Origin of the sequence: Pradoshia sp. D12 (assembly GCF_008935075.1) — a bacterium.
GTDB lineage: Bacteria > Bacillota > Bacilli > Bacillales > Pradoshiaceae > Pradoshia.
Map to the genome: position 1 here is coordinate 1,975,249 of NZ_CP044545.1, position 12,428 is coordinate 1,987,676.

At 36.3% G+C, this 12,428-nt stretch carries 6 protein-coding genes; all 6 read right to left on the bottom strand.

Features of this window, described 5'->3' with window-relative positions; translation table 11 throughout:
• Nucleotides 1-541 precede the first annotated feature (541 nt).
• The 6 genes from F7984_RS09560 to F7984_RS09585 all read right to left on the bottom strand — a co-directional run bounded on the left by F7984_RS09560 (nucleotide 542) and on the right by F7984_RS09585 (nucleotide 12,363).
• On the bottom strand, nucleotides 542-2,833 hold the full coding sequence (locus tag F7984_RS09560; RefSeq protein ID WP_140461482.1) for a glycoside hydrolase family 3 N-terminal domain-containing protein: 2,292 nt from the start codon (nucleotides 2,831-2,833) through the stop codon (nucleotides 542-544).
• Nucleotides 2,834-2,927: 94 nt separating this feature from the next.
• Nucleotides 2,928-6,047 carry an alpha-mannosidase gene (locus F7984_RS09565; protein ID WP_139891906.1) on the bottom strand — a complete coding sequence of 1,040 codons (3,120 nt, stop codon included), beginning with the start codon at nucleotides 6,045-6,047 and terminating at the stop codon, nucleotides 2,928-2,930.
• Nucleotides 6,048-6,535: 488 nt separating this feature from the next.
• Nucleotides 6,536-8,041: a response regulator transcription factor gene (locus F7984_RS09570; RefSeq protein ID WP_139891905.1), complete on the bottom strand. Its 1,506-nt coding sequence runs from the start codon at nucleotides 8,039-8,041 to the stop codon at nucleotides 6,536-6,538.
• Nucleotides 8,034-9,824, bottom strand: a complete 1,791-nt coding sequence (locus F7984_RS09575; RefSeq protein WP_140461483.1) for a sensor histidine kinase — start codon at nucleotides 9,822-9,824, stop codon at nucleotides 8,034-8,036. The genes F7984_RS09570 and F7984_RS09575 overlap by 8 nt, the downstream gene beginning before the upstream one ends.
• 134 nt (nucleotides 9,825-9,958) lie before the next feature.
• Nucleotides 9,959-11,410 (bottom strand): ABC transporter substrate-binding protein, encoded by a 1,452-nt coding sequence (locus F7984_RS09580; RefSeq protein ID WP_066103711.1) that lies wholly within the window; start codon nucleotides 11,408-11,410, stop codon nucleotides 9,959-9,961.
• A 20-nt stretch (nucleotides 11,411-11,430) separates the two neighbouring features.
• Nucleotides 11,431-12,363 carry a carbohydrate ABC transporter permease gene (locus tag F7984_RS09585; protein ID WP_066104310.1) on the bottom strand — a complete coding sequence of 311 codons (933 nt, stop codon included), beginning with the start codon at nucleotides 12,361-12,363 and terminating at the stop codon, nucleotides 11,431-11,433.
• Between the last annotated feature and the right edge of the window lie 65 nt (nucleotides 12,364-12,428).

The window sequence follows — 12,428 nt, forward strand, 5'->3', positions numbered from 1 at the left end:
GCTGTTACATTTCAAAAAACAAAGAGGATGAGACATAACTTATAAACGATCCTGAAAAGACGAACGAAATCTAATTTATCGACTTTGTTACTTATTAAAGAGTTAAGTTGGAAGAAAAATTCGTTCCATTGCGCGCTTACTCCACTCGCTTTCCGCGGGGAGGAAGCTGAGCCTGCGGGGTCTCAGCCTTTCCTCTACTTCCCGCAGGAGTCGGTGGCTTCTGCTCCATTCCACTAAGTTTAATAATGATATACAGAAGTAACCAATCTATTGAAAAAAAATAAAAATCCAAACTATTAGGCGAAATATCTATTAAAATATCACCTAATAGTTCGGATTTATCATTGACTGAAATACTTATGTCCCAGCCTCTTTGTTTACGATCATTTCTATCTACTTGTAATAAAAATAGGTATTTCTTTATTCAAAAAGAAGAACTAATAAACACATTACCAAAATAGGTGCTAACCTCTTTAAAATCGTTTTAATAGAAAAGGCTTCCTCTTAATCTCTAAATAAACTGCCCAAAATTTAAAAATCATCAGCCGATTTTAAGTGATACTTTTAGGGATTCAACAGGATTGCCAACTTCTAAATCAAAATTTCCCGGCTCTATGGTATACTGCCTTTGATTTCCGTAAATTTGCAATTCTTCTTTTCCAATATCAAAAGTTACTTCTTTTGTTTCCCCAGCTTTTATCCAAACCTTTTTAAATCCTTTTAATTCCCGTACTCTTCTTGTAATGCTGGATTCTTTTCCCTTTAAATATAACTGAATAACATCATATCCATCACTGCCACCACTATTGGTAACATCTACTGAAAGATTAAATATTTGTCCAGCTGAAAGTTTATCTACTGAAATAGCCTGTTCCGAGCATTGTAGATTTTCATAAGTAAAGGTCGTATAAGATAGCCCAAATCCAAATGGGAAGAGACTGCTGCCTATCATATCAAAATAATCTTTTTTGTAATTCCCATCCTTGTGATTATAAAATACAGGAATCTGCATAGAAGACCTCGGGATGGAAACAGGCAATCTACCGCTTGGATTGACGTGTCCAAACAATATTTCTGCAATTGCCTGTCCACCCATTTGCCCTGGGTACCATGCGCTTAAAATCGCTGGGGCGTTTGCAGCAATCCAAGGGATCGCATGTGGGCGGCCCTGTATCAAAATCGTAATGGTTGGCGTACCTGTCTTCATGATTCGCTGCAATAATTGCAATTGATGACCGCCTAACTCTAAACTAGCTACGTCTACATTTTCGCCGCAATCCATTTCCTCTTCTCCTGTTATATTAACGACTGCGCCATTTAAATCGAACTGTGCCTTAAAATCCCTTGCGCTCGACCCACCTAGTACCACAATAGCTACATCCGAGCTTTCAGCAAGACTGACGGCTTTCTCGATTCCTTCCGTAGACCGTGAGCGAATGCCACATCCTTTTTCATATACAACTTCTGTCCCCCCTGCAAGCTTTTCGATTCCCTTAAGAACCGTAATAACATGATCTTCTTGTTGGAACGGCGTGTAATCACCCAATTGATTGTAGATTGAATTGGCATTGGGCCCAATTACCGCTATTTTTTTTAAGTTATTCTTTAGCGGGAGAATTCCCTCATTTTTTAATAAAACAATCGACTGCCTTGCTGATTCTAAATTAATTTCCTCTTTTTGTGCAGTAATTCCAGCCCACTTGGTTACAACATAAGGATTTTCGAATAATCCCATTTTAAATTTCAATGTAAGAACTCTTCTAACGGCTTTATTAAGTTGTTCTTCACTAACAAGACCATCTTCAATAACCTTTTCTAAGGTGGTATATACATTATCCCAAAGGCTTATATCTATTCCGCTTTCAAGAGCCAGCGCAGCCGCCTTTTCTCTGCTTTGGGTCAAGTTGACCAAATTGTCTAGAGCGCAGCCATCTGCCATAACAGCACCGTTAAAGCCAAATTCCTCTCGTAAGATTTCATTGAGTAGATAGCCATTTGCATGGCATGGAATCCCATCGATTTCATTATATGCGGCCATACAAGCAAGTGCCCCGGAGTGTATAGCCGCAATCATTGGAGGCAGATGGATCTCCCTTAATTCTCGTTCACCTATAGATGCAGGTGCAGCATTATGGCCACCTGTTCCATTGCCCTGAGCTGCAAAGTGTTTTAATACCGCCACAAGTTTTCCAGCTTGAATAGTTTCACCATTATCTCCCTGCATTCCTTTTACCACTGCTTCTGTTAACCTTGAAGCTAAGTACGGATCTTCACTGAAGCATTCTTCTGAACGTCCCCATCTGGGATCCCGCAAAATATCGAGTGTTGATACAAGCGCCATATGAGCCCCTTTTGCCCGAACTTCCTCTGCTACAGCCGCCATCAAATCTTCGTGTAGATCCGGATTCCATGTCGCTCCTACACCTAAATTAACAGGAGTAATCATACTGTCGAGCCCTTGATGACCATGTGAGCACTCCTCTGATAGCAGAACTGGAATACCTAGCCGTGTGTTTTCTTTAATATATTGCTGTATCATATTCGCAACTTCAGCACTTTCACTTTTGGGAATTCCATTTTCATAATGAATGCCTGACCATGGATCGGATCGAAACAAACCGTAAATAACTCCGATTCCATCCCCAAATCGCACGTGGTTTATAAACTTTTCTGTTAATTCGTACCCTGATTCTGTTTTTCGGTAGGCTTCCCAACCATACATCTTTTGGTTTACCTGACCTACCTTTTCCTTTAGTGTCATTTTTGAAAGTAATGATTCTACCCATATTGATATCATTTCTGTTTCGTTTACTGAATCCATCGCATTATCCATCTTTCACCACCTCCTCTACCCTCATTGCTTGGATTTATATATGCTATACTGCTTAAGATATTTTGCAGGCGATACAAGATGAAAATCTAAGTGATTAGAATGTGACTAAAATCGTTTTTACTTCAAACGGCTTAAGATAGGAGGATAATTTATTTTTTTGAACCGGAACAGCGTCTTGTTTTTCCTCCAATAAGTTCGTTTCATCAGCAGAAAAAACCGACTTTACAAATGTTACTTGTACTTCTTCCCTGCCGCCGCTTGATTCGTACATTCTTAAAATGATCCCCTTACCATCTTCAGAGGGTTTCAATGTATCTAGAATAGCGTGTTTGCTCTTCAAATCGATAAAAGAATGTGAGTTTGGAAGATTTCCACTATGAGAGGAGGCGTTTACACAAACGATAGGGTGATTCAATTCATAACCTCTCTTAACTACTTCCGCTTCTCTCCAATCCCCTTCATGTGGAAGCAGCGAGTAGGTAAATTCGTGATTACCTAAGTCAGCTGTTGGATCTGGCCATTTAGAAGCTCGAAGTAAAGATAGACGAAGGGTATTATGTTTTACGTCATATCCATACTTGCAGTCATTGAGCAGGCTGACACCATACCCCGCTTCAGAAAGATCCGCAAAACGATGACCGCACACTTCAAACTGTGCTCTCTCCCAACTTGTATTCGTGTGATTTGCTCTCTCCACTGATCCAAATGGAATTTCATATGTGGCTTTTTGACAAAGGATATCAACAGGAAAGGCTACTTTTAATAATTTGTGTTGCTCCTGCCAGTTCACTTTTGTATGAAAATCAATTCGACTACTATGATGGTAAAGAATCATTTCTTGTTCAATAATGGAATTTGACAACTGCCATTTAAAACGAATGGAATCCTGTGTCTCGCCTTTTTGAATATCTTTACCTAGCAAAACTATTGAATCAGCAGGCTGGTCATTAAATTTTGGATCAATATCCCAGGCATCCCACACGATTGGCCGGTCATGAAACAACTGAAATTGGTTGGCTAGTGCACAAGGTGCTAAAACCTCACGTTGTGCCTTTTTGTCATACAAGCGGAGCATTTCCCCTTTTTCATTCCATTCCACTAAATAATATTCAGTTTCCCATCGGCTACCTACTTCCTCATTCACTTTTATACTTGGATTATCATAATCCTTTAACCAGATAGTCTTGTAGCCAAGTTGAGGAATGTCAGATACATAAATAGATAATTCCAGTTGGCCATTTTTCAGCTGGCGGATGTCTGACGGCAAAAAGTCACCATCCTTATTAAGCGCTTTCTTACCTGCCAATTCAAATCCCCCGATAATTCTTACCGTTTCTGACCTCGCCCATGACAAACTGTTAAATAGAAGGAATGGGGTTCCTTCACCCAGCGTATTTATTTGCTTTTCTAATACTACAAGAGCATTATTTTTAACATGCTCACCGGCAGTAAAAATTTCCTTGTAATCAGCTTCTGACTTTTCATACACCTCAGGAATTGATGAACCCGGAATAATATCGTGAAATTGGTTAAGAAGAAGTGATTTCCACCCTTTTTCCAATGACGGAGCAGTACCAACGTTTGCAAAGTAAGCTGCCATAGTACTCCAAAATTCTGCTTCTCGAAAAAGAACCTCAGCCTTACGATTCCATTTCTTATTCCGGGCATGTGTTGTGTATGTCCCTCGGTGAAGCTCTAAATACATATCTCCAACCCATGTCGGCAAATTGGGATCTTCTTGTTGAATACCATCAAAGAATTCGTGTGCTGTACTATTCACCACTGCTGGAAGTCCGGGAAGGGAGGTAGAGCGGTTTATATAATCAATCATTTCTTGTGTAACACCTCCACCTCCATCCCCGTGACCATAGAGAAGCATTTGTTTTGGATATAGTTGCTTTTGTTTATAGCTCCTCCAGTGATTATCAATTTCTTTTGGATGGGTATATTCATTCAAACCATGATTTAAATAGGAAAGAATTCTTGTTCCATCAATTCCCTCCCAATGAAATAAATCATATGGGAATGGATTAGTATCATTCCAGTTCATTTTGGTTGTCATAAAGTACTCTAATCCTGCTTTCTTTAACAATTGAGGTAGAGAGGCGCAATATCCAAATGTATCTGGAAGCCACTCAATTCTTGGCTGTTGACCGAATTCATCTTTATAGAACTTCATTCCATATAAGAGTTGACGCACCAATGATTCGCCAGAAGGTATATTTAAATCAGGCTCTACCCACATACCACCGACAATTTCCCAGCGGCCATCGGAGATATGCTTTTTAACCCTCTGATAGATGTCAGGATAATATTCTTTTACAAATGCGTATGCTTGAGGTTGACTTTGAGCATAGGTAAAGTTCGGATTCTCATCTAGTAAAGTACTCATCGTCGAAAAAGTACGACTGCACTTTCGGACAGCCTCCTTCATCGGCCATAACCAAGCTAAATCAATATGGGATTGACCGACCATTAACATCTGTCCCGGTATGCTACCAGGTAAATGTGCCAGATGTTTAATTAGCTTTTCTTCTATTTCTTTTATCCGTAAACTTTCACGTAAAGATTCAGGTTTTTCAAAAAGAACTTGATACTGAACTTCATTTAGAGCTTCGAAGATTTTTCCTCTTATTAAATCATCTTCAGGGAGCAATTTTGCAGTCTCAAAGTAACATGTAACAGTTGTTAAAAGACTTTTTATTGCTGGATTCGGCAATTCCAAGCACCCATTTATCAGATAAAGAGAAGGCGGGTCATATTCCGCAGGTTCATTTTGATGATTTAATTCATCTACTGCCTGAGGAACAGGATTAAATAATTCTATTTTGATATTAATTTTTTCTTTTCCCCTTGCTTTATCATTAAATGGCACATAATTTCTGTTTCGATCAATCCCTTGATAGGGCAAGCCATCGATCGAAACCAAACCCTCATGATGAGTTGGTCGTCCCTTTGCCCCAACTAGAAAATTTAATCCAAATTGTTGCTTTCTCCATTTTTCTGGTATGTATACATCTTTTTCAAGAAACATAGTTGTACCTGAATTGATTAACCAATCACCATTATTAACTAAAGGAGAACTTTCAGATTCTAATACATACTTAATAGGTTCCTCATATATCGCACGTTTCGTACGCCAATCGGAAATGGGTATAGCTTCTAGAAGTTGGTGATCTGCTAGATAACGAATGAATCGTTCTATTCTTTCCATTACATATCCCTCCAGGTACCTATTGAACAAATTAATAGACAAATTGTATGGCAGATGATAGGTCAGTATCATACTTTTCCATCAGGCACCAACAACTCAAATTACAAAAATCAGGCATTCTAAAAAACCTAGTGCTTTATCTTTTATCAGAAACTCTTCTAAATAAATTCTCCTTACCGTGTATCCAGATTTATCCTGTCGATGAATCAGGCTATGAGAGTTCATGGACATTTATTCAAACAATTATCTTAATCTTCATCTTTCTAAATAGGATGTACTGGTATAAATATGTAATCATTTTCATAATTTTAGCAATAATAAATGCCCCTTCCTATTGGGGAAAATATAGATTCATTGGATAAAATAAAGAATACTCAAATAGAAGATGCAATAAAAAAACGTATCAATTTGATACGTTTTTACTGGTAAATTCATGTGATATGAAAGTGGCCTAGCGATTTATCTTCAATTCCCTTCCACCAGATTATTCAAATCTTTCTCCATTCACTAGGTGTTGTCCCTATATTTTTCTTAAATTGTTTATAAAAGTAGGTTGTATCAGAATATCCTACTTTTTTGCCGATTTCCCCAGCGCGATAATGAGTTGTTTTTAATAATTCCTTAGCTTTTTCTAATCGATATCGATTCAGGTATTCAGAAAACACCAAGCCAACTTCTTTTTGGAATAATTGGCCTAAATAAATGGCGTTTATATGAAACTGCTGTCCAAGTGTTTTTAATGACAGACCTTCATGATAATGTGAATGAATATACTGAAGCACATTTTGCACAATCGGACTTCGACTATGAGTATGTTGATGAATGGCTTGGAGTAAATCATGACAGTACTCTTTTAGGATGGTTGTCATATGACTGATTTCAGTACTATAGACAATCCTTTCAACAGCTGCAGTATATTGAGAAAAATCATCGTGCTGTATGGAATAGTGGATATAGCAGATTAAATCAAATGTATATTTTTTCACTACTTGAGGAGAGATTAAATTTGACTGCTGTGTCAAATTTTCAAAGAAATGATCAATCTCCAATAAGAATACGTCTTCCCCATTCATTAGTTTTTTCACGATATTTTCTTTAATTTCTTTTTGTCTCTTTATTTCTTCCTGCCGATCCATTGCATTTTTATTGGAAATAAGAACATTGGGTTCGAAATTTAACTGCAGCAAACTATTTTCCCTTGCATTCGCAAAACTGTCCTCAAATCCATCAAGCGTATTGACTACCTTTCCCATAGATAAATAAAATAGTCCGGTCCCTAACTGTTCTTTATGTAAATGTTCGACTAGATTTTGATTTTGTCTCAATATATCCTCTTCATCATAACCTCCATAGATGATTACGATTTCCTGGAAAGGGCTAAAGAGACAAAGTGCTGAATAATTTTCCTCAATAAAGCTACGAACTTTGTTTAGTATCTCTCCATCTTGGTAATTCTCAATATTTAATATAGAAACATTATAAAGCTTTTCATTAAACTCAATACTGTATAATAACAACCTTTCATGAAAATCGTGCTGATCTATTTCACCAGTTAAATAGTTCCATAACGTATTATCCAACAGAGTTGTCTCATCATGCTGCTGCCTGGTGTTTACGATCGAATTTAACTTTCGGCCTGTATTTTGGATAGTTGTTAATAATTCTTCTTCATCTACTGGTTTTAGCAAATAATTCTCAATGCCTAACAATAATCCTTGTTTTATATACTCAAACTCTTGATAACCTGTTAAAACAATACTCTTAATCTCAGGCTTTATTTTATTCACTTCCTCAACTAAATCCAAGCCAGACATTTCGCCCATTAAAATGTCCGTGATAAGAATGTCAATTGGATGATTAATTAAATAAGCAAGAGCATCCTCCCCGCTTTCGGCAGTATAGGCAATTTCAAATCCATAATCCTCCCAATCTATTATGGCCTTTAGTCCTTTTGTGATAATCGGTTCATCATCTGCTAATAGTATCTTATACATGTTTGATCTCCTGCACAGGAATAGACAACTTAACCGTTGTACCTTGATCTTTGATGCTGGTCAAGGAAATTCCAAACTGGTCCCCATATTTAAGCTTTAGACGTTGATGAATATTTCTTAATCCGATTGATTTCACACCATCACCTTCTTCATGATTAATATGTTGAACAATGATGTCTAGTTTATCTTCAGACATTCCTTTGCCATTATCTTTCACGATGATATCTATTTTTTCACCTACTTGGTGGGCAAGGATTAATAATTCATTATTAAATTGATTTTTTTTGAAACCATGAGCAAAATAATTTTCAATTATTGGCTGTAATATTAATTTTTGTACCATTGTTTGTTCCACTTCATTTGGAATGTTGATATCCACACTTAATTTATCTGGATATTTAAATTGCATCAATTTCAAGTATTGATTAACATATCTGATTTCAGTGTAAAGCGGTACGGTATCTTTAGATTCCAAAGTATAACGAAAAAGCTTAGATAAATGAAAAATCATTTTACTGGATGTTTTAGAACCCTCTACAACTGCAACCATTCGGATGGCCTCAAGTGTGTTAAATAGAAAATGCGGATCTATTTGTGCCTGAAGGGCTTTTAATTCGGCTTGCTGCTGCTTCATATTCAACAGGTAGGATTGTTCAATATACTTATTTAGCTCTGTTAACATCGAATTGATATTGATAGATATCTTCGATAATTCATCTTCTTGCTTTGATATCGGAATTCGTGCATTCAAATCACCATTTTCTACCTTACGAACTATCTTTACGATGTTTTGAATTCGACGGGAATAATTCCTGGTAAAAGAAAAAGTTATTAAAATAGCAGCTAAAATAAGAAAGCAAATAACAACCCACATAGTCCCTCTAATGATCGTCAGCTTTTGCCATCCTTTATCGGGAATAACACTTATGTAAGTAAATTCCCCCATATTAGCAATCGTGTTTATGTGATAGTTTTCTTGCTTCCACTCTATTTTCGTCTCATTTGTTTCTCGTTTCACTTCCCTAATCATATCAATCGGGATACCTTTATTAACCGAATAAGCAATTTCTCCATTTCTATCAATAAGAAAGAAAGATACTGGTGCTCCTTCTTGCTTTCTTAACATTTTGTCTAACCATTCTGTTGAGTAGTAAAATGATATTTCACCAATTTTTTTCAGTGTTACTGGGTTATTCAGTATGATTCTTTTTGTTATTGTGTTTCTTAACTTTCGTTCTTTTAGCAAACCATCCCTGTTTAAGTTAGGTATTCCCTGAGAAAGAGAAGGATCTGCATTTGTACCAAGGTCAATTACGCTTTTATTCCAGCGGACATTATTATTGATTAATAAATATTCAATAGATTGATTCTCATATGAACGTAAACTAATGGCATTTAAATCACTATCCTGACTAAAATAACCATTAAAATAGATATCAATATTATTAGGAGTAAAGGATTTACTTTTCGAAAATCTATCTAAATGGTACTCCAAGTATTTTCCATAACCATTGTTGAGAGCGAAAGTTATATCATTGATCATTTCTCCATTTATATAAAGATCTCTTATAGCTCTATTAATATCTGCATCCTTGGATGAAAAATAATCTTCTACTCTTTCTAATGTCCGTGTATTAATATTAACTTCCTTTTGAATAATAATATCGGAATAATAATTTGAAACCGTAACAAATAAAATGATAACGGTTACAACAATAGTGATAGAGGATATCAAAAACAGTCTATTAAATACATTTTGCGTAAAGCGTTCTTTAAATTTCATATTAGAATCCTTTAGTATACAAATTGTATATATGTTAATTATAACATCGAATAGCAATATTTAGGTTATTAGGTTAAAAAGGAGTATGGTAAATAAAATCAAGCTGGAATGCACCAGCTTGATTTTTATGTTTATTATTGTTTGCTTTTCCATTCATCATATTGCTTTTGAATTTCTTTTAATACTTTATCGATTCCAGCCTCTTTCAATTTTTTATTGAATTTAGGCAGATATTCTTCCGGATCCACTGAACCTGTTCCAAGCGCCGGATAAAACTCCTTCGAAATATTCGTTATCGAAGCAAGCTCTGAGCGAACTGGATCACTATTAAAATTGAAACCAAGGGTTGGTGATTTAACGGCAGAAGCATTAAATTCTTCGAATTTCTCCCATTTATCCTTAGGATCTTCTTTGTATAGGTCTAGGATGAAATGGTTTCCTAAAGAATAGGATGGCATATTATAGCTGTCGATACGTGCAGGAAGATCTTCTATTGTTCCATCTTCGTTTTTCTTATAGTGGGTGCCCTCAATTCCTTTATCTACGAGGTTACGAAGATAGGAATCTGTATTAAGCAAATTTAGGAATTCCATTGCTTTTTTAGGATTTTTAGATGTAGCCGAAATGGCCTGAATTGAACCAGAAACAGAGTCATTTACAATGGTTGGCGGTTCAGCAGGTGCAGACACAACCTCGTATTTAGCTGAACGGGACCAAAGTAAATCAGCATATGGCTGTGATCCACCCATACGTACAAACCAATTTTCCACATCCATTGGCCATGTGTCTTTACTTGTAGCAGCATCTTCTTTTAGATAGCCAGCTTTATAATATTTATGCATCGTTTTAAACATATTCATAGCTTCATCTGTATCAAATGGATTAATCACTTGATCTGTTTCCCCTTCAAATGGGAATGCAAAGGGCATTTCACCATTAAAGACATAGTCATAGCGTAAAAATGCTTTAAATGTAGCCATTGGTGTAACACCAGATTCTTTTTCCTTAATAGTTTTCAGCATTGGCTCTAAATCTTCTAAAGAACCCACTTTAGAAATATCGAAGTTGTATTGGTCTACAAGTCGTTTATTAAACGTATAAACCGTTTGTCTTGCTACCTCTTTATTAGCAGGAATACCGTAAATTTTACCATCAATCTTGATACCTTCTAAAAACTGAGGATCAATAACCTCTTTCATCTCTTTTCCTTCATTATTCAACATATCATCAAGAGCCATAAATGCACCCTTTTGGGAATTTTGAACATAATCGGTTCCGTTTGTAAAAATGATGTCAAATTGTTCACCTGAATTGATCATAACTTGCGATTTTTGAGCCCAATCACCCCAATCAATTTGAGTCATTTTCACAGTGGCATTTATTTTCTCCTTTAGGTACTTATTTACCTCATCGAATACTTTATCCGTATCCTTTTGAGGTGTTCCGATGGTGTACCATTTAATTTCGTATGGGTCTCCATCTTTTCCGCCGTTTTCCTCATTTGAGCTTTCTTTGCTGGTGCATGCAGATAGGATTGTTCCAATCGATAGAACTAGTGCTAATAGAATCACAAATTTTTTCTTCATACCTCTCTCCTCTTTCTATATTATTCTTTAACGCCGCCAATAGTTAGTCCGCTGATGAAGTACTTTTGGAAGAACGGGTATGAAACTGCTATTGGTAACGTGGCGATAACAACCATTGCCATTTTAGCTGACTCTTGTGGAATCGTATCAAATAAACTTTGTTGTATTGAGCCAACATCTAAATTTTGCCTCATAAATTCAAGGTTTGCTTCTATTTTCATTAGTAATGCTTGTAACGGCACTAAATTCGGATTATCTATATACAACAAAGCCGTAAACCAGTCATTCCAATAACCTAATGTGCTAAACAATGCAATTGTGGCAATACCCGGTAATGACAGTGGAAAGATGATTTGGAAAAAAATCCTCCATTCACTAGCTCCATCAATTCGCGCTGATTCTAATATTGATTCGGAAACTGATTTCAGGAAAAATGTCCTCATTATGATGATATAGAAAGCATTCAATGCAAGCGGTAAAATTAATGCCCAAATTGTATTTTTCAATCCTAAAAATTGAGTAACAATTATATAAGTCGGTACTAGACCGCCGCTGAAAAGCATTGTGAAAAAGGCTAGGAAAGTAAAGAATTTCCGATATTTAAATTGCGGTCTTGAAATAGCGTAAGCATAAAAGGTAATCATTAACACACTTATAATGGTCCCGAGGATAGTAACAAGAATGGTAACGCCATAAGAACGGAATAATCGTTCCTTCATACTCCATAAATAAAGATATGCATCAGTACTCCACTCTTTTGGAAATAGCTGAAATCCATTTCTTACAATACTTTCTTCGCTTGTAAAAGAAATTATGATAACATAGATAAATGGAAATACACACATGAATGCTAATATTGCCAGAAACACACTGATAATTATGTTTACGACAGGGGAGATTTGCTGGGGGTCTCGATACTTTTTCCTTTTCTTATCCCCTCTTAGCTCTCCCATCGATTGTGAAACGACAACCGGTGCTGGATCTTGCTCTAGTTTAGCCATAAAGTTAGCCGCTTGAG